The organism is Diaphorobacter limosus (genome assembly GCF_033100095.1).
Taxonomy (GTDB): Bacteria; Pseudomonadota; Gammaproteobacteria; order Burkholderiales; family Burkholderiaceae_C; genus Alicycliphilus; species Alicycliphilus limosus.
In genome coordinates, this window is the sequence record NZ_CP136921.1 from 1,050,346 (window position 1) to 1,074,207 (window position 23,862).

Genomic DNA, 23,862 nt, shown 5'->3' on the forward strand with positions numbered 1-23,862 from the left:
TGGCTCGCATCCCAGTCACGCACAAGACAGACCATGGACGAGCCGATTCTTACCATCGAGGAACGCGAGGCGATCAACTCCGGTCGCTGGTTTTCCACCCTCTCCCCCTCCCTGCGTCACGACATATTGCGATGTGCCACGGTGAAACGCTACAAGGACGGCGCGCTCATGGCCGCGCGCGGCGAACCGCCCGAGGGCTGGATTGGCTGCGCGCGCGGCGCAGTGCGCGTCAGCTCCACCTCGCTGTCGGGCAAGCAGATCACGCTGACCTATGTAGAGCCTGGCATCTGGTTCGGCGACGTGGCGATGTTCGACGGCGACCGGCGCACGCACGATGCCTATGCCCATGGCGACACCACCGTCCTGCATGTGGCACGCGCCGATTTCAAGAAGATCCTGGCCCAGCACACCGAACTCTACGAGGCCATGCTGCGCCTGCACGCGCGCCGCATACGCCAGCTGTTCGGTCTGGTGGAAGACCTGAACACCCTGCCCCTGCGCGCGCGCCTGGCCAAGCAGCTGTTGCACCTGGTGCGCAGCTATGGCGTGCCCAGCCTGGAGAACGGCAACGAAATCCGCATCGGCCTGCAGCTGGCCCAGGAAGAACTGGCACAACTGCTGGGCGCATCGCGCCAGCGCGTGAACCAGGAGCTCAAGGCCATGGAGCGCGAGGATGCGATCCGCATCGAAGCCGGCGGCCTGGTGGTGCGCGACCGCGAGGCACTGATGCGCATCGCCGAATCTGGCCCATGAGCCCCCATTCCAACCCCTGTATCTGACCCCATGAGCAATTTTGAGCAATTCGTCGGCACCCGCCCCGTTTCCGAGCAACACGCCTTCGACACCGAGGCCCTGACTGCCTGGCTGTCGCAGCATGTGCAGGGCTTTGCCGGCCCGCTGCGGGTGGAGATGTTCAAGGGCGGCCAGTCCAACCCCACCTACCAGCTGATCACGCCCGCGCGCAGCTACGTCATGCGCTCCAAGCCCGGGCCGGTGGCCAGGCTGCTGCCCTCGGCCCACGCCATAGAGCGTGAATATGCGGTCATGCGCGGCCTGGCCGGCAGCGACGTGCCCGTGCCGCAGATGCTGGCGCTGTGCGAGGACGAATCCATCATCGGGCGCGCCTTCTACATCATGGAATTCATGGCCGGCCGCGTGCTCTGGGACCAATCCCTGCCGGGCATGAGCGTGCTCGAGCGCGGCGCCATCTACGACGAGATGAACCGCGTCATCGCGGCGCTGCACAGCGTCGACTACGCCGCGCGCGGCCTGGGCGGCTACGGCAAGCCGGGCAACTACTTCGAGCGCCAGATCGGCCGCTGGAGCAAGCAGTACCAGGCCTCCATCACCGAGCCGATTGCCGAGATGGACAGGCTCATGCAATGGCTGCCCGAGCACATGCCCGCCAGCGCCCGCGATGAAAGCCGCGTCTCCATCGTGCATGGCGACTACCGGCTGGACAACCTCATGTTCCACCCCACCGAGCCACGTGCCATCGCGGTGCTCGACTGGGAGCTGTCCACCCTGGGCCATCCGCTGGCCGACTTTGCCTACCACTGCATGAGCTGGCATATCCCGGCCACGCTGTCACGCGGCATCGGCGGGCTGGACATAGCCGCCCTGGGCATACCGCAAGAGGCGGACTACATCCGGCGCTATTGCCAGCGCACCGGCATCCAGGATGTGGACGCGCTGCACGCGGACTGGAACTTCTACCTGGCCTACAACATGTTCCGCATCGCCGCCATCCTGCAGGGCATCGCCAAGCGCGTCGAAGCCGGCACGGCCGCCAGCGCCCAGGCCAAGGCCGCCGGAGCCACGGCCCGCCCCATGGCCGAACTGGCCTGGACGTTCGCACAGAAACGATAAGAGAGTGAAGCTCCGCCAATGGGCTCGGTGATACAGATGCAAACCATTACCCAGGGTTTGCCCTAGTCCGCCAGAGGTGCAACCTTTGCGATATTCGCAGACTTCATTGGTTGCACCTTTTTCTTCCCCATGAGCACTACCGTTGGCATCAAGGTCGATGACCTGCTGCGCGAGCGCATCCGCAACGCCGCCCAGAATCTGAACCGCACCCCGCACTGGCTGATCAAGCAGGCGGTACTGCAATATGTCGATGCGCTGGAACGTGGCGCCAGCACCATCCGCATCTTTGGCACCGACGACGGCGTGCCTGACGATGGCAAGGACGAAGTGCAACCCCAGGCGCAACACGAGGTGCAACCCTTCCTCGAATTTGCCCAGTCCATCCTGCCGCAGACGCCGCTGCGCGCCGCCATCACCGCCGCCTGGCACCGCCCCGAGACCGAGTGCCTGCCGGCGCTGCTGCCGCTGGCGCGCACCCAGGACGAGGCCCAGGCCGCCAAGGTGACCGAGCTGGCCACGCGCCTGGTGCAGGGCCTGCGCGACGCGCCCGTGGCCAGCGGCGTGGCGGCGCTGGTGCAGGAGTTTTCGCTGTCCAGCCAGGAAGGCGTGGCGCTGATGTGCCTGGCCGAGGCGCTCTTGCGTATTCCCGACAAGGCCACGCGCGACGTGCTGATCCGCGACAAGATCAGCCGCGGCGACTGGAAGTCGCACGTCGGCCGCTCGCCCTCGCTGTTCGTCAACGCCGCCGCCTGGGGCCTGGTGCTGACCGGCAAGCTGACCAGTACCAGCAGCGAGAAGAGCCTGTCGTCGGCGCTGACGCGCGTCATCGGCAAGGGCGGCGAGCCGCTGATCCGCCAGGGCGTGCACCGCGCCATGAAGCTGATGGGCGAGCAGTTCGTCACCGGCCAGAACATTGCCGAGGCGCTGGCCAATAGCCGCACTTATGAAAAGCAAGGCTTTCGCTACAGCTACGACATGCTGGGCGAGGCCGCGGCCACTGAGCATGACGCCCAGCGCTACCTGCGCGACTACGAGCAGGCCATCCACGCCATCGGCGCAGCGTCCGCCGGGCGCGGCATTTTTGAAGGCCCGGGCATCTCGATCAAGCTCTCGGCCCTGCACCCGCGCTACTCGCGCGCGCAGTACGACCGCGTCATGGGCGAGCTGCTGCCGCGCGTGCTGCACCTGGCCGAGCTGGCCAAGAAGTACGACATCGGCATGAACATCGACGCCGAGGAGGCCGATCGCCTGGAGATCTCGCTCGACCTGATGGAAGCCCTGTGCGCCGCGCCCAGCTTGAAGGGCTGGAGCGGCATCGGCTTTGTCGTGCAGGCCTACCAAAAGCGCTGCCCGCACGTCATCGACTATCTGATCGACCTGGCCCGCCGCAGCCGCCGCCGCCTGATGGTGCGCCTGGTCAAGGGCGCCTACTGGGACAGCGAGATCAAGCGCGCCCAACTGGACGGCCAGGCCGGCTACCCGGTCTACACGCGCAAGGTCTACACCGACGTGAGCTACCTGGCCTGCGCACGCAAGCTGCTGGAGGCCCCCGACGCCATCTACCCGCAGTTCGCCACGCACAACGCGCAGACGCTGTCCTCCATCTACCAGCTGGCGGCCAGCGTGGGCGGCAGCTACTACAGCGGCCAGTACGAATTCCAGTGCCTGCACGGCATGGGCGAGCCGCTGTACGCGCAGGTCACCGGCGCGGCGTCGGAAGGCAAGCTGGCGCGGCCCTGCCGCATCTACGCCCCGGTGGGCAGCCACGAGACGCTGCTCGCCTACCTGGTGCGCCGTCTGCTGGAGAACGGCGCCAACACCTCGTTCGTCAACCGCATTGGCGACGCCAGCGTGCCGGTGTCCGAGCTGGTCGTCGACCCGGTGGTCGAAGTCATGCAAATCGCCAGCCAGGAAGGCCGCCTGGGCGCGCCGCACCCGCGCATTGCCCTGCCCACAGCGCTGTTCGCCGGCCTGGGCGCGCAGGCCCGCGCCAACTCGCAGGGCGTGAACCTGGCCAACGAGCAGCAGCTCGCGTCACTGGCCGCCGCCCTGCTCTACAGCACGCGCCAAACCTATCTGGCCGCACCCGCTGGTGTGGAGCTGCCGGCCGACCCGGCGCGCACCGCGGGCTGGCAGGCCCTGCCCAACCCGGCCGAGCTGCGCGACACCGTGGGCTGGGTGCGCGAGGCCAGCGCCGACGAGGTGCAGACCGCCGCCGCACGCGCCGCGCTGGCCGGCCCGATCTGGGCTGGCACACCGCCGGCAGCCCGCGCCGACGCGCTGGCCCGCGCCGCCGACCTGCTGGAGCAGCGCAGCCAGCCGCTGATGGGCCTGATCCAGCGCGAGGCCGGCAAGACCCTGCCCAACGCCGTGGCCGAAATCCGCGAGGCAGTGGACTTTCTGCGCTACTACGGCGCCCAGGTGGCGGCCGAATTCGACAACGCCAGCCAGCGCCCGCTGGGCGTGGTGCTGGCCATCAGCCCATGGAACTTTCCGCTGGCCATCTTTGCTGGCCAGGTGGCCGCGGCCCTGGCCGCAGGCAACACCGTGCTGGCCAAGCCGGCCGAGCAAACGCCGCTCACCGCCGCCGCCATGGTGCAAATCCTGCACGAGGCCGGCGTGCCGCAGGACGCGCTGCAGCTCGTGCCCGGCCGCGGCGAGAGCGTGGGCGCGGCCCTGGTGGCGCACCCGCAGGTCGCCGGCGTCATGTTCACCGGCTCGACCGAGGTGGCGCGCATCATCGCGCGCCAGCTGGCCAAGCGCCTGTCGCCCAGCGGCCAGGCGATTCCGCTGATCGCCGAGACCGGCGGGCAAAACGCCATGATCGTGGATTCCTCGGCCCTGGCCGAGCAGGTGGTGGGCGACGTGCTGGCCAGCGCGTTTGACTCGGCCGGCCAGCGCTGCTCGGCGCTGCGCGTGCTGTGCCTGCAGGAAGACGTGGCCGAGCGCACCCTGCACATGCTGCGCCACGCCCTGCAGGAGTGGAACATGGGCAACCCGGACCAGCTGTCGACCGACGTTGGCCCGGTGATCGACGCCGAGGCGCGCGCCCAGATCGAGGCGCATATCGAGCGCATGCAGGCGGCCGGCCAGAAGGTCACGCGCGTGCAGCGCGGCAACGGCGCCGCGCTCAACGGCCACTTCGTGGCCCCGGCCATCATCGAGATCGACAGCCCGGCGCGCCTGACGCGCGAGGTCTTCGGCCCGGTGCTGCACGTGATTCGCTTCCAACGTGAGCAGCTCGACCAGCTGATCGACGGCATCAACGCCACCGGCTACGGCCTGACTTTTGGCATGCACAGCCGCATCGACGAGACCATCGCCCACCTGACCGAGCGCGTGCACGCCGGCAACATCTATGTGAACCGCAACGTCATCGGCGCCGTGGTCGGCGTGCAGCCCTTTGGCGGCATGGGCCTGTCGGGCACCGGCCCCAAGGCCGGCGGCCCGTTGTACCTGCACCGCCTGGTGCAAGGCAACCCCAACGCCGCGCTGGCCAGCGTGCCCACGGCCGAGGCCGCACCGGCCAGCCGGGCGCTGCTCGAACGCCTGACGCAGGCCAACCTGCCAGGCGCCAGCGCCACGCAGCTGCGCGCGCTGATCGACGCCGCCCTGGCCGCCACGCGCGTGGGCGCCAGCTGGCTGCTGCCCGGCCCCACGGGTGAATCCAACCGCTACCGCCTGCTGCCGCGCGGCGCCGTCTGGGCGCTGCCGGCCAGCACCCTGGGCCTGGTGCACCAGGTGGTGGCGGCACTGGCCAGCGGCAACCCCTGCCATGTGGTGCTACCCGAGCAGGACAGCGGCTGCACCGCGCTGTGGCAGGCGCTGCGCCAAAGCGCTGGCGCCGAGGGCACGGCCTGGCTGCACAGCGCCGAGGCAGCCAGCCTGGACGACGCGGCCACGCCCATGGCGGCGCTGCTGTTCGAGGGCGACGGCGACGCGCTGCTGCAGGTGGCGGCGCGCGTGGCCGCGCGTGACGGCGCCATCGTGCGTGTTGAAAGCCGCTCCAGCGACGAGCTGGCCACCGGCCGCAGCTACGACCTGGCCGCGCTGGTGCACGAGCAGTCGATCAGCACCAACACCGCGGCGGCGGGCGGCAACGCCCAGCTCATGACCATGGCCTGATGCGCGTTGCGCCGGTTTGACCCCCTCTCCCTCTGGGAGAGGGTGGGGGTGAGGGCCGGCAGCCGTATCTGAAACATGCCGTCAAGCAATTAAATAGGCTGCATCTCTTTTAAATAAAGCGTTTGTAGCTATCAAAACGAGAGTAAATCATGCAATACAACTGGAACGACCCGACGGCGATCATGTTCGCCGTCTACCTGGTCGCCATGCTGGGCATTGGCGCCCTGGGCTACCTGGGCACCAAGAACCTGTCGGACTACATCCTGGGCGGGCGCAGCCTGGGCAGCTTTGTCACGGCGCTGTCGGCCGGCGCGTCCGACATGAGCGGCTGGCTGCTCATGGGCCTGCCCGGTGCGGTCTATCTGTCGGGCCTGTCGGAGTCGTGGATTGCCATCGGCCTGGTGGCAGGCGCCTACCTCAACTGGCGCCTGGTGGCGGCGCGCCTGCGCCTGTACACCGAGCGCGCCGGCAACGCGCTGACCCTGCCCGACTACCTGGCCAACCGCTTTGAAGACAAGGGCAACCTGCTGCGCATCGTCACCGCCCTGGTGATTCTGGTGTTCTTCACGCTGTACTGCGCCTCGGGCGTGGTCGCCGGTGCGCGCCTGTTCGAAAACATGTTCGGCATGCCCTACGCAACCGCCCTGTGGGTCGGCGCGGCCTGCACCATTGCCTATGTGCTGATCGGCGGCTTTCTGGCCGTCAGCTGGACCGACACCATCCAGGCCTCGATGATGATTACCGCGCTGATCCTGGCGCCGGTCATGGCCTATCTGGCCGTCGCAGGCCAGCTGCAGCCCGGCCAAGACTGGAGCGCCATCGTCAGCGCCGAGAAGTTCGACCTGTTCAAGGGCGCAAGCTTCGTCGGTATCGTCTCGCTGCTGGCCTGGGGCCTGGGCTACTTCGGCCAGCCGCACATCCTGGTGCGCTTCATGGCCGCGTCGTCGGTGCAGACCATTCCTGCCGCGCGCCGCATCAGCATGACCTGGATGATTCTGTGCCTGATGGGCGCCGTGGCCGTGGGCTTTGTCGGCATCCCCTTCTTTGCCGCGCACACGAGTGGCGCGGCGGCCGTGAACGCCAACGCCGAGACGGTGTTCATGGAAGTCTCCAAGCAGCTGTTCAACCCCTGGATCGCCGGCGCCCTGCTGGCCGCCATTTTGGCTGCGGTGATGAGCACGCTGTCGTGCCAGCTGCTGGTGTGCTCGAGCGCCTTGACCGAGGACATCTACCGCGTCTTCCTGCGCAAGAACGCCAGCCAGACCGAGCTGGTCTGGGTCGGCCGCATCATGGTGCTGGTGGTCGCGCTGATTGCGATTGCCATCGCCAGCAACCCCGAGGCCAAGGTGCTGGGCATGGTCAGCTACGCCTGGGCCGGCTTTGGCGCGGCGTTTGGCCCGGTCATCATCCTGTCGCTGTTCTGGGGCCGCATGACGCGCGGCGGCGCGCTCGCCGGCATCATCGTCGGCGCCGTCACGGTGCTGGTGTGGAAGCAGTTCGCGCTGTGGGGCCTGTACGAAATCGTGCCCGGCTTCATCCTGGGCTGGGTGTCGGTGGTGGTGGCAAGCCTGCTGAGTGCCGAGCCATCAAAGAGCATGCGCCAGGCCCATGCTACGGTGGAGCGTGAATTTGCCCAGATCAGCCAAGGCCGATGGGTCAGCGCGGCATGAAATAGGTAAACCCGACCGATACCAGGCCCGGTACTGCGCAGCAGGCCGGGCCTTTTGCTTTGCAGCCTGCAGGTTTGCGTTTCACCTCGTAAAATGCAACCGTTACCAACCGTTTTCATTGTCATGAAGAAAACCCCGACGGATGTCCAACCCAAACCCAGCGTGCAGGTGCTGGAGCGCATGTTCCGGTTGATCGATGTGCTGGCGTCCAGGGAGGAGTCCGTCTCGCTCAAGGAAATCAGCGAACGCACCGGCCTGCACCCGTCCACGGCGCACCGCATCCTCAACGACATGACGATAGGCCGCTTCGTGGATCGCCCCGAATCGGGCAGCTACCGCCTGGGCATGCGCCTCCTGGAGCTGGGCAACCTGGTCAAGGCGCGCCTGTCGGTGCGCGACGCCGCCATGGCCCCGATGCGCCACTTGCACAAGCTGATACAGCAGCCGGTGAACCTGAGCGTGCGCCAGGGCGACGAGATCGTCTATGTCGAGCGCGCCTACAGCGAGCGCTCGGGCATGCAGGTGGTGCGCGCCATTGGCGGGCATGCACCGCTGCACCTGACCTCCACCGGCAAGCTGTTTCTGGCCTCGGAAGACACGCAGCGCGTGCGCGCCTACGCCACGCGCACCGGCCTGCCCGGCCATACGCGCAACAGCATCACCCAATTGCCAATGCTGGAGCGCGAACTGAGCAAGGCGCGCCAGTACGGCATTGCGCGCGACAACGAGGAGCTGGAGCTGGGCGTGCGCTGCATGGCCGCCGGTGTGTTCGACGACCAGGGGCAGCTGGTGGCCGGCTTGTCGATCTCGGCACCAGCCGATCGCCTGGACGACGGCTGGGTGCCGAAGCTGCAGGCCGCGGCACAGGAGATCTCGCTGGCGCTGGGCTACAGCACGGGTCAGCGCACCGTGCTCCAGGGGGTGTGAGGACTGAGCCTGAGCGCCACCGTTTTTCCAGGTGGCGCCGCAGCTCGGTCAGCTACGCGGCGTGGCAGCCGCGCCCAGGCTGATGCTGCTGCCGGGGTGCATCTTCTCGACCCAGGAGCGCACCCGCTCGGCATCGCCCAGGCGGCTGAACTTGCCCGCCGAATCCAGGAACACCATGATCAGCTTGCGCCCCGCCACCTCGGCCTGCATCACCAGGCAGCGACCGGCCTCGGAGATGTAGCCGGTCTTCTGCAGACCGATGTCCCAGGTCGGGCTCTTCACCAGGCGGTTGGTATTGTTGTATTGCAGCACGCGGCTACCCACGGTGACCTCGTGCCCCGGGGAGGTGGACAGCTCGCGCAGCAGTGAGTCGCCATGTGCCACGTTGACCAGCGTGGCCAGGTCATGGGCGCTGGACTGGTTGCTGCTGGACAGGCCGGTGGGCTCGACAAAGCGCGATTCCGTCATGCCCAGCAGCCGGGCCTTGGCATTCATGCGCTGCACGAAGGCCGTCAGGCCGCCGGGATAGGTGCGCCCCAGCGCGTGCGCGGCGCGGTTCTCGCTGGACATCAAGGCCAGGTGCAACAGTTCTCCGCGCGACAGCGTGGTGCCCACGGTCAGGCGCGACCCGCTGCCCTTTTCGGTGTCCACATCGTCCTGCGTGATGGTGATGGGCTCGTCCATGGGCAGGCGCGCCTCGGAAACGAGCAGGCCGGTCATCAGCTTGGTCAGCGAGGCAATCGGCAGCACCGCATGGTCGTTCTTGCTCAGCAACACCTCCTTGGTGTCCTGATCGATCACCAGCGCCACGCTGGACTTCAGATCCAGCGGGTCACTGACCGAATGCAGTCCCGCCAGCTGACCAAAGGACAGGCGTGCGGGCTCGGCCGCCATGCGCACCGGCGCCTTGGCGCTACGCGCTGCCATGCGCGTGGACTTGACCGAACCGGCCTTGCGCTGCGCCTTGGCGCTCGATTTCACGGCCGCACGCTTGGCCACCACCTGCGACTGTTTCTTGGAGGCAGCGGGTTTGCGTTCGGCGGCCTGCGCACCGGGAAATGCCAGGGACAGGCCCAGGGCTGCAATGGCCAGAACTTGGGAAAAACGGGTTGCGATGCGAAAACGGGCGTGCATCAGAGGCTCCGAACGTAAGAAACTGTACACCAGTGTACAGAATCAAAAAAAGCCGCGCAAGATCAATATCTTGCGCGACTCTTTTAAAAAGAACCTGAATTATATGGGTAACCAGGCTTTAACCCTGGGCTGCCACACGCTCGGCTTTGCTTTGCAGCTTGTTCAGGGCACTCAGGTAGGCCTTGGCCGAGGCCACGACGATGTCCGGATCCGCGCCCACGCCATTGACGATGCGACCGGTGTTCTGCAGGCGCACCGTGACCTCGCCCTGGCTTTCGGTGTTGCCGCTGATCGCCGTCACCGAATACAGCACCATTTCCGCGCCACTTTTCACCTGGCTCTCGATGGCCTTGAGCGAGGCATCGACCGGGCCGTTGCCGTCCGATGTGCCACGCACCTCGCGGCCATCGATGGTGAAGACGATCTCGGCATGCGGCATCTCGCCGGTCTCGCTGCGCTGGGCCAGGGAGATGAAACCGTATTGCTCTTTCTCCGCCGTCACGCTTTCGTCGCCGACCAGGGCCAGGATGTCCTCATCAAAGATCTCGCTCTTGCGGTCGGCCAGATCCTTGAACTTGGCGAAGGCCGCCATGATCTCGCCCTCGGATTCGAGCACCACGCCCAGCTCCTGTAGCCGCTGCTTGAACGCCGTGCGCCCGGACAGCTTGCCCAGCACGATCTTGTTGGCGCTCCAGCCCACGTCCTCGGCGCGCATGATCTCGTAGGTGTCGCGCGCCTTGAGCACGCCGTCCTGGTGGATGCCGCTGGCGTGGGCAAAGGCATTCGCCCCCACCACCGCCTTGTTGGGCTGCACCACGAAGCCGGTGGTGGTGCTGACCATCCGGCTGGCCGGCACGATCTGCGAGGTGTCTATGCCCACGTCCAGGCCAAAGTAGTCGCGGCGCGTCTTCACGGCCATGACGATTTCCTCGAGCGAGCAATTGCCCGCGCGCTCACCCAGGCCGTTGATGGTGCATTCGACCTGGCGCGCGCCGCCGATCTTCACGCCCGCCAGGCTGTTGGCCACGGCCATGCCCAGGTCGTTGTGGCAATGCACGCTCCAGATGGCCTTGTCGCTGTTGGGCACCTTCTCGCGCAGCGTCTTGATGAAGTTGCCGTACAGCTCGGGAATGGCATAGCCCACGGTGTCGGGGATGTTGATGGTGGTCGCGCCGTCGTTGATCACCGCCTCGCACACGCGCGCCAGGAAGTCGATCTCGCTGCGGTAGCCGTCCTCGGCGCTGAACTCGATGTCGCCCATCAGGTTGCGCGCAAAGCGCACCGCCAGCTTCGACTGCTCCAGCACCTCCTCGGGCGTCATGCGCAGCTTTTTCTCCATGTGCAGCGGGCTGGTGGCGATGAAGGTGTGGATGCGGCCGCGCTCGGCGTCCCTGAGCGCCTCGGCGGCGCGCGCGATGTCGCGGTCGTTGGCGCGCGAGAGCGAGCAGATGGTCGAGTCCTTGATGGCACGCGCAATCGCCTGCACGCACTCGAAGTCGCCATTGCTGCTGGCGGCAAAGCCGGCCTCGATCACGTCCACCTTCAGGCGTTCGAGCTGGCGCGCGATGCGCAGCTTCTCGTCGCGCGTCATGCTGGCGCCGGGCGACTGCTCGCCGTCGCGCAAGGTGGTGTCGAAGATGATGAGTTTGTCGCTGCTCATGGCTGCCTCTGTCGTGGTGAATATTCGATATTAAGCGGCTACCACCTGCATCTGCGGTGCACGCTGCAGACCGCTGAGGATGGCGCGCATGGAGGCGGAGACGATGTTGGCGTCCATGCCCACGCCGTACACCGTTTGGCGCTCGTCGATGCGCATCTCCACATAGGCCACGGCCTGGGCGTTGGCGCCCTCGCCTATGGCGTGCTCTGTGTAATCGAGCACCCGCAGCTGGCGATCGAGCGCCGTCGAAAGGGCCTGCACGAAGGCATCGATGGGTCCTGTGCCCTCGCCTTCCAAGTCCAAGATGTCGCCCTGCCACTGCACCGTGGCCGCCAGCTGCATGCGGCCGCCATCGTCCTGCATGCGATAGGCGGGCGCGGCCACGGCTTGGATCTGATATTCGCTCTGGAACAGCGCCCACAGATCGGCCGCGGTCAGCTCCTTGCCGCTGGCGTCCATTTCGCGCTGCACGGCGGCGCTGAATTCGATCTGCAAGCGGCGCGGCAACTGCAGGCCGTATTCGCTCTCCAGCAGGTAGGCGATGCCGCCCTTGCCCGACTGGCTGTTGACGCGGATCACGGCCTCGTAGCTGCGGCCCAGGTCCTTGGGGTCGATGGGCAGATAGGGCATGTCCCAGATGTCGCCTTCCTTGCGCTCGGCAAAGGCCTTCTTGATCGCGTCCTGGTGCGAGCCCGAGAACGAGGTGTAGACCAGGTCGCCAACATAGGGGTGGCGCGGATGCACGGGCAACTGGTTGCAGTATTCCACCGTGCTGCGGATGGCGTCGATGTCGGAAAAATCCAGCCCCGGGTGCACGCCCTGGGTGTACATGTTGAGGGCCACGTTTACTACGTCAAGGTTACCGGTGCGCTCGCCGTTGCCGAACAAGCAGCCCTCCAGCCGGTCGGCGCCCGCCATCAGCGCCAGTTCGGCCGTGGCCGTGCCGGTGCCGCGGTCATTGTGCGGGTGCACCGACAGCACCACGCTGTCACGGCGCGCGATGTGGCGGTGCGTCCACTCCACCATGTCGGCAAAGATGTTGGGCGTGGAATGCTCGACCGTGGTGGGCAGGTTGATGATGCATTTCTTCTCGGGCGTGGGCTGCCAGACCGCGGTCACCGCATCGATCACGCGCTTGGAAAATGCCAGCTCGGTGTCCGAATACATCTCGGGCGAATACTCGAAGGTCCAGTCGGTCGCCGGCTGGCGTGCGGCCAAGTCCTGGAACATCTGCGCGTGGCTCACGGCCAGCTCCACGATCTCGTCCTCGCTCATGCCCAGCACCACGCGGCGCATCACCGGCGCGGTGGCGTTGTACAGGTGCACGATGGCGCGCGGCGCCCCGGCAAGCGCCTCAAACGTGCGGCGGATCAGCGGTTCGCGCGCCTGGGTCAGCACCTGGATGGTGACGTCGTCGGGAATGCGGTCTTCCTCGATGAGCTTGCGCACGAAGTCAAACTCGACCTGCGAGGCGGAGGGAAATCCGACCTCGATCTCCTTGAAGCCGATCTTCACCAGCTGCTCGAACATGCGCATCTTGCGCGCAATGTCCATGGGCTCGATCAGCGCCTGATTGCCGTCGCGCAAATCCACGCTGCACCAGATGGGGGCCTGGGTGATCACCGCGTCGGGCCAGCGGCGATCGGCCAGGCGCACGGGCGCGAAGGGGCGGTATTTGCTGGCGGGGTTGTGCAACATGGACGGACTCGCTTTCATGGAACAGGAAAAGATGAAACCCGGTTCCAGCGACTTGCACAAACAAAAACGGCCCGTCGCTGGTGCTCACGGGCCGTGGAAGTAGTGTGTGTACGCGCGCGCTACTCTATGCCTGCCCGTGGGACAAGTTCTGTAGTAGTGCTAGCGACAGGAAATGCATAGCGACAGACTCTAGCACAAACGCGAGGACTGCAATTGATCCTCCAGAAATGTGCGGAATTCCTGCGCCGCCGGCGACAGCGCCCTGCCCCGGCGCGTGAAGACCCAGAAGCTGCGCTCCACCACCGGGTCGCCCACCGGGCGCATGACCAGGCCGAACTGCTCGACCAGCGTGCGCGCATAGGGCATGCACAGCGTGATACCCAGGCCCGCACGCGCCAGCGCCAGCGCCGTGGTCATATAGGTCACCTGCATGAAGGCCTCCTTGTGCATGTCGCGCGCGGCCTCGCCCACGTCGCTCACCAGCAGCTCGGTGAACTGGCCCTGCAGCGTGATCAGCGACTGGCCGGACAGGTCTGGCCACAGCAGCTTCTTGCGCCGCGCCAGGGCATGGGTGGGCGGCATCACGGCCATGAAGGGCAGGCTGAACAGCTGCTCAGCGGCGATGTCTGAATTGGCCTCGCGCTCCGGGCCTATGCCGATGTCCACCTCGCCGGAGAACACGCGCGCCATCACGCTCTCGACCGCGCAATCGACCAGGCGCAGGCTCACGCCCGGGTACTGGGCGCGAAAGCCCGCCATCAGCTCGGGCAGCAGCGTGCAGGCCAGCAGCTGCGGCACGGCGACGCGCACCGTGCCGCGCTGCAAATCCTTGAGGTTGCCGACCTCGCTGACCACGCCGTCCAGGTCGTGCAGGATTTTCTCGATCTGCGGGTACAGCTCGCGCCCGGTGTCTGACAGGCGCAGGCGGCGCGTGCTGCGGTCGAACAGGCGCAGGCCCAGGGTCGATTCCAGCTCCTTGATCAGGCCGCTGAGCGCCGACTGGGTGATGAACAAGCGCTCTGCCGCCAGCGTGAAGCTGCCGGTATCGGCCACGGCCACGAAGGCGCGCAACTGGCGCAGCGTCACATTCATGAGTCAATCCGATAAATAGATCAATAAATACCGTTTGAATAATAAATCAATCCGGCCTCAAATACACCCCATCGCACCCTTACCACATAACTCAGGAGCCAACGCCATGACCGACAAAAAATTTGCCTCCCAGGCCGATCTGGAAGAAAAGAAGATCAGCTGGGAAAAACTCAGCGACAACGCCTACGCCTACACGGCCGAGGGCGACCCGAACACCGGCGTCATCATCGGCGATGACGGCTGCATGATCATCGACGCCACCGCCACCCCGGTGGCCGCGCAGGGCGTGATCGCCAAGGTCCGCGAGATCACCGACAAGCCCATCAAGTACGTGGTGCTGACGCATTACCACGCCGTGCGCGTGCTGGGTGCCTCGGGTTACAAAACGGAAGGCCTGGAGCAGATCATCGCCAGCCGCGACACCTACGACCTGATCGTCGAGCGCGGCCAGCAGGACATGGATTCCGAGATCGGCCGCTTCCCGCGCCTGTTCCAGGCCGTGGAGAGCGTGCCCGGCCTGACCTGGCCGACCATGACCTTCGAGGGCGAGATGGCCCTGTGGCTGGGCGAGCTGGAGGTGCGCATCAAGCAGGTGGGCCGCGGCCACACCAAGGGCGACGCCATCGTCTACATCCCCAGCCAGAACATCTGCTTCTCGGGCGACCTGGTCGAGGCCGACGCCGCCTGCTACACCGGCGATGCCTACCTGGCCGACTGGCCGCAAACCCTGGACAACCTGGCGGCGATGAAGTTCGACAAGCTCATCCCCGGCCGCGGCCCGGCGCTGATGACGCCAGCGGACGTGCAAAAGGGCCTGGCCTATACCCGCGACTTTGTCTCCACGCTCTACAAGAGTGCGCAAGAGGCCGTCGCCCAAGGGATGGACTTGAACGCCACCATGAAGCACACGCGCCAGGCCATGGACCCGAAGTTTGGCCATGTCTTCATCTACGAGCACTGCCTGCCGTTTGACGTGACGCGAGCGCACGACGAGGCCAGCGGCATCCGCGACCCGCGCATCTGGACGGCCGAGCGCGACCAGCAGATGTGGCATGCGCTGCAACAAGCCTAAATAAAAACAATAGCTGTCAGCGCTTACCAGATAAGCGCTAGAGCCATATTTCACCATCTTTGAGGATTCGAGAGACACATGCTGAAGACCTACACCTATCCCAAGTTCGACTATGTGCGCCCACCCGAGCTGGTGGAGCAGCACAGCGGCCACTACCCCGTGGTCATCGTCGGCGCCGGCCCGGTGGGCCTGTCCATGGCCATTGACCTGGCGGCCCAGGGGCAAAAAGTGCTGCTGCTGGACAACGACGACACCGTGTCCATAGGCTCGCGCGGCGTGTGCTATGCCAAGCGCACGCTGGAGGTTCTAGACCGCATGGACTGCGGCAGCCCCTGCGTGGACAAGGGCATGTCCTGGAACGTGGGCCGCACCTTCTTTGGCGAGGGCGAGGTCTTCAACTTCAACCTGCGCCCGCAGGACGGCCACAACCGCCCCGGCATGGTGAACCTGCAGCAGTACTACCTGGAGGACTACCTGGTGCAGCGCGCGCGCCAGTTGCCCAACCTGGAGATGCGCTTCAAGAACAACGTCATCAGCGTGGAGCAGGACGACAAACAGGCCACCGTGCGCGTGGAGACGCCCGACGGCGCCTACACCCTGACCACTGATTGGCTGGTGGCCGCCGACGGCGCGCGCTCGCCGATCCGCAACATGCTGGGCCTGGAGATCGACGGCAAGATCTTCATGGACCGCTTCCTGATCGCCGACGTCATCATGAAGGCCGACTATCCCGCAGAGCGCTGGTTCTGGTTCGACCCGCCCTTCCATCCCAACCAGTCGGTGCTCTTGCACAAGCAGGCCGACAACGTCTGGCGCATCGACTTCCAGCTCGGCTGGGACGCCGACCCCGAGGCCGAGAAGAAGCCCGAGAAGGTCATCCCGCGCATCAAGGCCATGCTTGGCGACGAGCGCGAATTCGAGCTCGAATGGGTCAGCGTCTACACCTTCCAGTGCCGGCGCATGGGCCAGTTCAACCACAACCGCGTGCTGTTCGTGGGCGATGCGGCGCACCAGGTCTCGCCCTTTGGCGCACGCGGCGCCAACAGCGGCATCCAGGACTCGGACAACCTGGCCTGGAAGCTCAAGCTCGTCATCGACGGCAAGGCGCCCGCGTCGCTGCTGGACAGCTACAGCAGCGAGCGCTGCTACGCCGCCGACGAGAACATCATGAACTCCACGCGCTCCACCGACTTCATCACGCCCAAGAGCAAGACCAGCAAGGCCTTTCGTAACGCCGTGCTGGAGCTGGCGCAGGACTACCCGTTTGCCCGCGCCCTGGTCAACTCCGGCCGCCTGTCGGTGCCCAGCTGGCTCGTCGATTCGCCGCTGAACACCCCCGACGAAGACGGCTTTGCCGGCAACATGGTGCCCGGCGCGCCCATGGACGACGCCCCCGTCACCGGCGGCAAGACCGCCTGGCTGCTGGGCGACATGGACACGCGCTTTCACCTGCTGCACTACGTGGAAGACGCCGGCGCGCTGAGCGCGCAGCAGGCCCAGGCCCTGGCCGGCCTGGCCGACCACCCCATAGCCGTGCACGCCATCGTCGTGGCCCAGCGCGGCACCGCCCCCGCCGGCCTGGCCACGCTGATCGACGCCCAGGGCGCGCTGCGCGAGCGCTACGACCTGCAGCCCGGCACCAGCTACCTGCTGCGCCCGGACCAGCATGTGGCTGCGCGCTGGCGTCAGCTTGATGCCGCCAAGGTGCGCGCCGCCGTGAACCGCGCCACCGGCAACGTCTAAAACCAAAGGAGACAACCATGAGCCTGAACACCCAGCCCAACCTGCGCGAGCCCGGCAAGCGCTACTTCCAGGCCTATTCGCCCGGCGACGACTTCTACGAGGCCCTGATCGACACCCACCAGGGCCTGTCGGACGAGCAAAGCGCCGCCCTGAACGCGCGCCTGATCCTGCTGCTGTCCAACCATATTGGCGACATCAGCGTGCTACGCGAGGCCCTGGCCATCGCCCGCAAACCCTTCAACAATTGACACCGCTAGCCCCCAAGGAGACAACCATGGCCTTTCTCAACGGCGTACACCATGTCGCATACCGCTGCAAGAACGCAAAGCAGACCGTGGAGTGGTACCAGAAGTACCTCGATGCCAACTTCATCCTCGCCATCGCCGAGAACGAAGTGCCCTCCACCAAGGAGCCCGATCCGTACATGCACATCTTCATCGACATCGGCGGCGGCAACATCCTGGCCTTCTTCGAGCTGCCCACCAAGCCGGAGATGATCGCCCCCTCGGACGCCAACACGCCGTCGTGGACGCAGCACCTGGCGCTGAAGGTGGATTCGGTCGAAACCATGATGAAGGTCAAGGCCAAGATGGAGGCCGACGGCATCGAGGTGATTGGCCCCACCAACCACACCATCTTCCAGTCGATCTACTTTCGCGACCCCTCGGGCCACCGCCTGGAGCTGGCGGCCAATACTTCCACGCCGCAGATGGACAAGGCGCTGGACGATGTGAAGTGGGACATGCTCAACGAGTGGGATCGCACCAAGCAGGCCCCCACCCACGCCCGCTGGATGCACGACGGCTCGGGCCGCGTAGGCCCGCACTGATGGCCTGCGGCTGACGCCGCGGCAAGCCCCCTACCCCTACCCAACCACCCGCGCGCGCGCCCAGGCGCCGCGTGGCGGGCGCTGCTGCGCCCCGCTTCACCCCCCACCCCAAAGAGACAAGCCGCCGCATCAGCGTTCGGCGCTATAAAAAAAGGAGATTTCTCCATGTCCCACGCACACAGCGCAGCAGCCGTAGACATAGGCCGCACGCTAGACCACGGCCCGTTTTCCAGCCTGCAGAAAATGGTGGTGCTGATGGCCGCACTGTCCATCATCCTGGACGGCTTTGACGGTCAGCTCATAGGCTTTGCCATTCCCGTCATGATGAAGGAATGGGGCATAGCGCGCAGCGCCTTTGCTCCGGCCGTGGCCACCGGCCTGGTCGGCATGGCGATAGGCAGCGCCTTCGCCGGCTACATGGCCGACCGCATCGGGCGCCGGCTGGTGATCGCCGCCAGCGTGGCGCTGTTTGGCGCCACCACCATCGCCATCGGCTTTGCCCCAAACATCGACGCCATCACCGTGCTGCGCTTCATCGCCGGCCTGGGCATTGGCGGCGCCCTGCCCAGCGCCTCCACGCTGACGGCGGAATTCACGCCTTTGAAGTACCGCACCGTGGCCGTGACCGGCACCATCGTCAGCTACCCGCTGGGCGGCATGCTGGCCGGACTGTTCGCCAGCTTTGTGCTGCCCACTTTGGGCTGGCGCGCCATGTTCTGGATCGGCGGCGCGCTGCCGCTGGCCTACAGCTTCTTCCTGCTGGCACGCCTGCCCGAATCACCGCGCCTGATGGCGCGCCACAGCGCCCAGTGGCCCCAGCTGCGCACCCTGCTGGCGCGCATGCAGCGCCCCACGGCGGCAGACGCGCCCTTTGTCGATGCCGTGGAGCAGGCGGCCGGCCAGAAGCAGAACGCCGGTTTTGGCGCCCTGTTCAAGGACGGCCTGGCGCGCGACACCCTGGCCATCTGGATGGGCTTCTTCATGGTCATGCTGGCCTCGTACAGCGCCTTCAGCTGGCTGCCATCGATGCTCACCGCCGAGGGGCTGCCGGTCTCCATGGCCAGCTCGGGCCTGACGGCCTACAACCTGGGCGGCGTGCTGGGCGCCCTGGGCTGCGCCTGGGCCATGTCGCGCTTTGGCTCGCGCTGGCCACTGGCGCTGGCCTGCGCCGGGGCCGCGGCCAGCGCCCTGGCACTCAAGGGCGTGGACTTCCACCAGGACGCCAGCCTGCTGATGCTGGGCCTGGGCGTGCACGGCATGTTCGTCAACGGCGTGCAGGCGCCCATGTATGCGCTGTGCGCCCATGTCTACGCCACCCATATCCGCGCCACCGGTACCGCGGCTGGCCTGGCCTTTGGTCGCCTGGGCGCCATCCTGAGCTCGTTCGCCGGCGCCGCCATCATCACCAGCAATGGCGCGCAGGGCTATCTGTCGCTGCTGGGCTATGCCATGCTTGCGGCACTCGTGGCGCTATTCCTGGTCAAGCACCATATCCGCGGTCGACGCGCCGCCGACACGCCCAGCACCAACGCCAAGGCGGCCTGAACGCCGCACCCGACATCACAAGGAAAGGACTCACATCATGAAACTCGCAACCCTCCAGCAAGGCGGCCGTGACGGCACCCTGGTGGTCGTCAGCCGTGACCTGAAGCGCTGCCGCGCCGTACCCGCCATCGCCCGCACCATGCTGGCCGCCATGGACGACTGGGCCACCGTCGAGGCGCAGCTGCGCCAGGTCTACGAGGCGCTGAACAGCGGCGCCATCGAGGGCGAGGCCTTCGACCAGAACGCCTGCCACTCGCCCCTGCCGCGCACCTGGCAATGGGCCGACGGCTCGGCCTATATCAACCATGTGGAGCTGGTGCGCAAGGCACGCAACGCCGAGGTGCCCGAGAGCTTCTACACCGACCCGCTGATGTACCAGGGCGGCAGCGACGGCTTCATCCCGCCGCGCGGCAAGGTGCTGGCCCAGGAAGCCTGGGGCATAGATTTCGAGGCCGAGGTGACGGTGGTCACCGGCGACGTTCCCCAGGGCGCCACGCCCGAGCAGGCCGCCAAGGCAATCCGCCTGGTGATGCTGGTCAACGACGTGTCGCTGCGCAACCTGATCCCGGCCGAGCTGGCCAAGGGCTTCGGCTTCTTCCAGAGCAAGCCCGCCAGCGCCTTCAGCCCCGTGGCCGTCACGCCCGACGAACTGGGCGAGGCGTGGAAGGACGCCAAGGTGCACCTGCCCCTGGTCGTGCACCTGAACGAGCAGCTGTTTGGCAAGCCCAACGCCGGCGTGGACATGACGTTTGACTTTGGCCAGCTGGTGGCCCATGTGGCCAAGACACGCACACTCTGCGCCGGCTCCATCGTGGGCTCGGGCACGGTGAGCAACAAGCAGGGCGACCTGTGGGGCTCGTCGATCGCCAACGGCGGCATGGGCTACTGCTGCCTGGCCGAGGTGCGCACCTACGAGACGATAGAGCAGGGCAAGCCCGCCACCCCCTTCATGAAACATGGCGACAGGGTGCGCATAGAAATGTTCGACGGCCAGGGCCAGAGCATCTTTGGCCAGATTGAGAACGAGGTGGACACGCATGGCGCCGCCTGAGCTCGCAACCCTGCCCGAGCGGCCGGCCACGCCCGCCGGCGCCAGCGCGCACCAGGCGGGTGAGCGCGCCCTGCCCCGGCTGTATTCGTACTTCCGCAGCTCCGCGGCCTACCGCGTGCGCATTGCCCTGGCGCTCAAGGGCCTGGCCTACGAAACCGTCCCGGTGCATCTGGTCAAGAATGGCGGCCAGCAACACGCCAGCGGCTACCGCAGCGCCAACCCGCAGGGGCTGGTCCCGGCATTGCAACCCGCCGTGGGCGGCCCGGTGCTGGCGCAGTCGCTGGCCATCATGGAATACCTTGACGAGGTACACCCCCAGCCCGCCCTGCTGCCCGCCGATGCCCTGGGGCGCTCGCGCGTGCGGGCGCTGGCCCAAATGGTGGCCTGCGAGATCCATCCGCTGAACAACCTGCGCGTGCTCCAGTACCTGACGCAGGAGCTGGGCGTGTCGGGCGCGCAAAAGGACGCCTGGTACGCCCATTGGGTGGCGCTGGGCCTGCAGGCCGTGGAGGACAGCCTGGCGCGCAGCCCGGACACCGGCCGCTTCTGCCATGGCGACACCCCGGGCCTGGCCGACTGCTGCCTGGTGCCCCAGGTGTTCAACGCCAGGCGCTTCAACTGCGCGCTCGATGCCTATCCCACCATCACGCGCATCGTCGCTGCCTGCGAGCAACTGCCGGCCTTCCAACAAGCCGCGCCAAGCGCGCAGCCGGACGCCGAGTAAAGGGGATCAGTGGTGTAGCCCCTGCTCGTCGGGTTCGTCGGTCGAGGTGCTGATCACACTCGTGTGCTGGCCCTTGGCCTTGCGCCAGGCATACAGCACGTAGCCCGACAGGCCGTACAGCACAAAGATGCCGAACAGCACCGTGGGCGGGTGGATGTTGACCACGGCGATGCCCAGCGCGATGAGCACGATGGCGGCAAAGGGCACGCTTTTCTTCATGTGCAGATCCTTGAAGCTGTAGAACGGCACATTGGTGACCATGGTCAGGCCGGCGTAGAGCGTGAAGCCGAACATCACCCAGGTGATATGCACCCAGGACAGGCCCAGCAAGTCCTGCCCCGGGTGCACGCCGGCATCGGTCAGCAGCCAGATGAAACCCATCACCAGGGCGGCGGCCGCTGGCGAAGGCAGGCCCTGGAAGAAGCGCTTGTCCACCACCCCCGTGTTCACATTGAAACGCGCCAGGCGCAGCGCGGCACAGGCACAGTAGACGAAGGCCGCAATCCAGCCCCAGCGCCCCAGGCCCTGCAGCGCCCACATGTAGGCGATAAGCGCCGGCGCGGCGCCGAAGGACACCATGTCCGACAGCGAATCCATTTGCTCGCCAAAGGCGCTTTGCGTATTCGTCATGCGCGCCACGCGGCCATCCAGGCTGTCGAGCACCATGGCGCAGAACACGCCCATCGACGCCAGTTCGAAACGCCCGTTCATGGCCATGACGATGGCGTAAAACCCACCAAACAGCGCCGCCAGCGTGAACAGGTTGGGCAGCACGTAAATGCCCTTGCGGCGCTTGTGCACCAAGACCCCGGTGTTTTCGGTAGCTTCGTCGCCATCATGCATCAAAATGACCTCCAGCGCCCGTCAATAAAGCGCAAACAGCTATATATTTAATAGTATTCAGGATTGCACCAGGGGTGCGAGAGGCAGCAGTGTAGCCCTTGCCGGCACACGCAAAAAAGGCCACCGAGGTGGCCTTGTGCATCACCGTGGCGCTGCCCGGGGCCGCGCCTTTGGCAATCAGTTGCGGCTCTGGTCGACCAGCTTGTTCTTGGCAATCCAGGGCATCATGGCGCGCAGCTGGGCGCCCACCTGCTCGATGGAATGCGCGGCCAGGTTGCGGCGGCGTGCCGTCATGCTGGGGTAGTTCAGGCGGCCTTCCTGGATGAACATCTTCGCGTACTCGCCGTCCTGGATGCGCTTCAAGGCATTGCGCATGGCCACGCGCGACTGCTCGTTGATCACCTCGGGGCCGGTCACGTACTCGCCGTACTCGGCGTTGTTGCTGATCGAGTAGTTCATGTTGGCAATGCCGCCTTCGTAGATCAGATCGACGATGAGCTTGAGCTCGTGCAGGCACTCGAAGTAGGCCATTTCGGGAGCGTAGCCGGCTTCGGTCAGCGTCTCGTAGCCCATCTTGATCAGCTCGACGGCGCCGCCGCACAGCACGGCCTGCTCGCCGAACAGGTCGGTCTCGGTCTCTTCGCGGAAGTTGGTCTCGATGATGCCGGCCTTGCCGCCGCCATTGGCCATGGCGTAGGACAGGGCCAGGTCACGCGCCTTGCCCGACTTGTCCTGGTGCACCGCCACCAGGTGGGGCACGCCACCGCCCTGGGTGTAGGTGTTGCGCACGGTGTGACCGGGGGCCTTGGGCGCCACCATCCACACGTCCAGATCGGCGCGCGGCACGACCTGGTTGTAGTGCACGTTGAAGCCATGGGCAAAGGCGAGCGACGCACCCTGCTTGATGTTGGGCTCGACGTTGTTCTTGTACACCTCGGCGATCTGCTCGTCGGGCAGCAGGATCATGACCACGTCGGCGGCCTTCACGGCGTCGTTCACTTCCAGCACATTCAGGCCGGCCTTGCCGACCTTGTCCCAGCTGGCGCCGCCCTTGCGCAGGCCGACCACGACCTTCACGCCGCTGTCGTTCAGGTTTTGCGCGTGGGCGTGGCCCTGGCTGCCGTAGCCGATGATGGCCACGGTCTTGCCCTTGATCAGGCTCAGGTCACAGTCTTTGTCGTAGAAAACTTTCATGTTGGCTCCGGTTGAGGTTCTGTTCAAAAAAAGAAAACGGTGGATTGTCTTACACGCGCAGAATGCGCTCGCCACGGCCAATGCCGCTGGCACCCGTGCGCACGGTCTCCAGGATGGCCGTGCGGTCTATGGCCTGCAAAAAGGCGTCGTTCTTGGACTGGTCGCCGGTGAGTTCGACGGTGTAGCTCTTGTCGGTCACGTCGATGATGCGGCCGCGGAAGATGTCGGCCATGCGCTTCATCTCCTCGCGCTCCTTGCCCACGGCGCGCACCTTGACCATCATCAGCTCGCGCTCGGTGTACGCCCCCTCGGTCAGGTCCACCACCTTGACCACCTCGATGAGGCGGTTCAGATGCTTGGTGATCTGCTCGATCACGTCGTCCGAGCCCGTGGTCTGTATGGTCATGCGCGACAGCGAAGCGTCTTCCGTCGGTGCGACGGTGAGCGACTCGATGTTGTAGCCACGCGCGGAAAAAAGCGCCACCACGCGCGACAGGGCGCCGGCTTCGTTCTCTATCAGAACGGCAATGATGTGTTTCATGAAATGTGCTTCCTCTTTTTGCGACAACAGCACGATCAAAAAAATGGTCGCAGAAAACTGTCGTTTTTCGCTGCCCTCCCCTGGCGCCGGTAAGCGCCAGGCTTGGCAGGCAATAGATTCGTCAAATAATGCTATTCAATGAATA

At 66.0% G+C, this 23,862-nt stretch carries 19 protein-coding genes; 12 read left to right on the forward strand and 7 right to left on the reverse strand.

The genetic code is table 11. The features are described from left to right. Nucleotides 1-33 precede the first annotated feature (33 nt). The 5 genes from P4826_RS05160 (at nucleotide 34) to P4826_RS05180 (ending at nucleotide 8,591) form a co-directional block, all read left to right on the forward strand. Entirely contained in the window at nucleotides 34-753 is a 720-nt protein-coding gene (locus tag P4826_RS05160; protein WP_317702836.1) for a Crp/Fnr family transcriptional regulator, read from the forward strand. 30 nt (nucleotides 754-783) lie between these two features. Further along, nucleotides 784-1,869: a phosphotransferase gene (locus P4826_RS05165; protein ID WP_317702837.1), complete on the forward strand. Its 1,086-nt coding sequence runs from the start codon at nucleotides 784-786 to the stop codon at nucleotides 1,867-1,869. Nucleotides 1,870-1,998: 129 nt separating this feature from the next. Next, entirely contained in the window at nucleotides 1,999-5,994 is a 3,996-nt protein-coding gene (putA, locus tag P4826_RS05170; protein ID WP_317702838.1) for a trifunctional transcriptional regulator/proline dehydrogenase/L-glutamate gamma-semialdehyde dehydrogenase, read from the forward strand. A gap of 149 nt (nucleotides 5,995-6,143) precedes the next feature. After that, nucleotides 6,144-7,664 carry a sodium/proline symporter PutP gene (gene putP / locus P4826_RS05175; protein ID WP_317702839.1) on the forward strand — a complete coding sequence of 507 codons (1,521 nt, stop codon included), beginning with the start codon at nucleotides 6,144-6,146 and terminating at the stop codon, nucleotides 7,662-7,664. Between the two features lie 123 nt (nucleotides 7,665-7,787). Continuing rightward, the gene (locus tag P4826_RS05180; RefSeq protein WP_317702840.1) at nucleotides 7,788-8,591 is read left to right on the forward strand and encodes an IclR family transcriptional regulator; all 804 of its coding nucleotides are present in this window, start codon (nucleotides 7,788-7,790) and stop codon (nucleotides 8,589-8,591) included. A gap of 48 nt (nucleotides 8,592-8,639) precedes the next feature. Here P4826_RS05180 and P4826_RS05185 read toward each other — a convergent pair whose 3' ends face one another. From P4826_RS05185 to P4826_RS05200, 4 genes are all read right to left on the reverse strand, one after another. Further along, nucleotides 8,640-9,725 carry a serine hydrolase gene (locus tag P4826_RS05185; RefSeq protein ID WP_317702841.1) on the reverse strand — a complete coding sequence of 362 codons (1,086 nt, stop codon included), beginning with the start codon at nucleotides 9,723-9,725 and terminating at the stop codon, nucleotides 8,640-8,642. 118 nt (nucleotides 9,726-9,843) lie between these two features. Beyond that, the gene (locus P4826_RS05190) at nucleotides 9,844-11,385 is read right to left on the reverse strand and encodes a 2-isopropylmalate synthase (RefSeq protein ID WP_317702842.1); all 1,542 of its coding nucleotides are present in this window, start codon (nucleotides 11,383-11,385) and stop codon (nucleotides 9,844-9,846) included. A gap of 30 nt (nucleotides 11,386-11,415) precedes the next feature. After that, the gene (gene leuA, locus P4826_RS05195) at nucleotides 11,416-13,083 is read right to left on the reverse strand and encodes a 2-isopropylmalate synthase (RefSeq protein WP_317702843.1); all 1,668 of its coding nucleotides are present in this window, start codon (nucleotides 13,081-13,083) and stop codon (nucleotides 11,416-11,418) included. A 189-nt stretch (nucleotides 13,084-13,272) separates the two neighbouring features. After that, nucleotides 13,273-14,175: a LysR family transcriptional regulator gene (locus P4826_RS05200; RefSeq protein WP_317702844.1), complete on the reverse strand. Its 903-nt coding sequence runs from the start codon at nucleotides 14,173-14,175 to the stop codon at nucleotides 13,273-13,275. Nucleotides 14,176-14,281: 106 nt separating this feature from the next. Between P4826_RS05200 and P4826_RS05205 the strand changes: the two genes are divergently transcribed. The 7 genes from P4826_RS05205 to maiA all read left to right on the forward strand — a co-directional run bounded on the left by P4826_RS05205 (nucleotide 14,282) and on the right by maiA (nucleotide 21,139). Continuing rightward, nucleotides 14,282-15,247, forward strand: coding sequence for an MBL fold metallo-hydrolase (locus P4826_RS05205; RefSeq protein WP_317702845.1), 966 nt, complete (start codon nucleotides 14,282-14,284; stop codon nucleotides 15,245-15,247). Between the two features lie 78 nt (nucleotides 15,248-15,325). After that, nucleotides 15,326-16,990 carry an FAD-dependent oxidoreductase gene (locus P4826_RS05210; protein WP_317702846.1) on the forward strand — a complete coding sequence of 555 codons (1,665 nt, stop codon included), beginning with the start codon at nucleotides 15,326-15,328 and terminating at the stop codon, nucleotides 16,988-16,990. A 17-nt stretch (nucleotides 16,991-17,007) separates the two neighbouring features. Next, nucleotides 17,008-17,238: a DUF2783 domain-containing protein gene (locus P4826_RS05215; protein ID WP_317702847.1), complete on the forward strand. Its 231-nt coding sequence runs from the start codon at nucleotides 17,008-17,010 to the stop codon at nucleotides 17,236-17,238. A gap of 26 nt (nucleotides 17,239-17,264) precedes the next feature. Continuing rightward, complete coding sequence (locus P4826_RS05220; protein ID WP_317702848.1) at nucleotides 17,265-17,819, forward strand: VOC family protein; 555 nt, start codon at nucleotides 17,265-17,267, stop codon at nucleotides 17,817-17,819. An 81-nt stretch (nucleotides 17,820-17,900) separates the two neighbouring features. Continuing rightward, complete coding sequence (locus P4826_RS05225) at nucleotides 17,901-19,364, forward strand: MFS transporter (protein WP_425605256.1); 1,464 nt, start codon at nucleotides 17,901-17,903, stop codon at nucleotides 19,362-19,364. Between the two features lie 37 nt (nucleotides 19,365-19,401). Next, entirely contained in the window at nucleotides 19,402-20,415 is a 1,014-nt protein-coding gene (locus P4826_RS05230; RefSeq protein ID WP_317702850.1) for a fumarylacetoacetate hydrolase family protein, read from the forward strand. Between the two features lie 70 nt (nucleotides 20,416-20,485). Continuing rightward, nucleotides 20,486-21,139: a maleylacetoacetate isomerase gene (gene maiA / locus P4826_RS05235; RefSeq protein ID WP_317703712.1), complete on the forward strand. Its 654-nt coding sequence runs from the start codon at nucleotides 20,486-20,488 to the stop codon at nucleotides 21,137-21,139. 6 nt (nucleotides 21,140-21,145) lie between these two features. Here maiA and pssA read toward each other — a convergent pair whose 3' ends face one another. From pssA to ilvN, 3 genes are all read right to left on the reverse strand, one after another. After that, a complete protein-coding gene (gene pssA, locus P4826_RS05240) occupies nucleotides 21,146-21,982 on the reverse strand; it encodes a CDP-diacylglycerol--serine O-phosphatidyltransferase (protein ID WP_317702851.1) in 837 nt (278 codons plus the stop codon). A 177-nt stretch (nucleotides 21,983-22,159) separates the two neighbouring features. Beyond that, nucleotides 22,160-23,176 carry a ketol-acid reductoisomerase gene (gene ilvC, locus P4826_RS05245; protein ID WP_317702852.1) on the reverse strand — a complete coding sequence of 339 codons (1,017 nt, stop codon included), beginning with the start codon at nucleotides 23,174-23,176 and terminating at the stop codon, nucleotides 22,160-22,162. A 49-nt stretch (nucleotides 23,177-23,225) separates the two neighbouring features. Continuing rightward, complete coding sequence (gene ilvN, locus P4826_RS05250) at nucleotides 23,226-23,717, reverse strand: acetolactate synthase small subunit (RefSeq protein WP_317702853.1); 492 nt, start codon at nucleotides 23,715-23,717, stop codon at nucleotides 23,226-23,228. Nucleotides 23,718-23,862 lie beyond the last annotated feature (145 nt).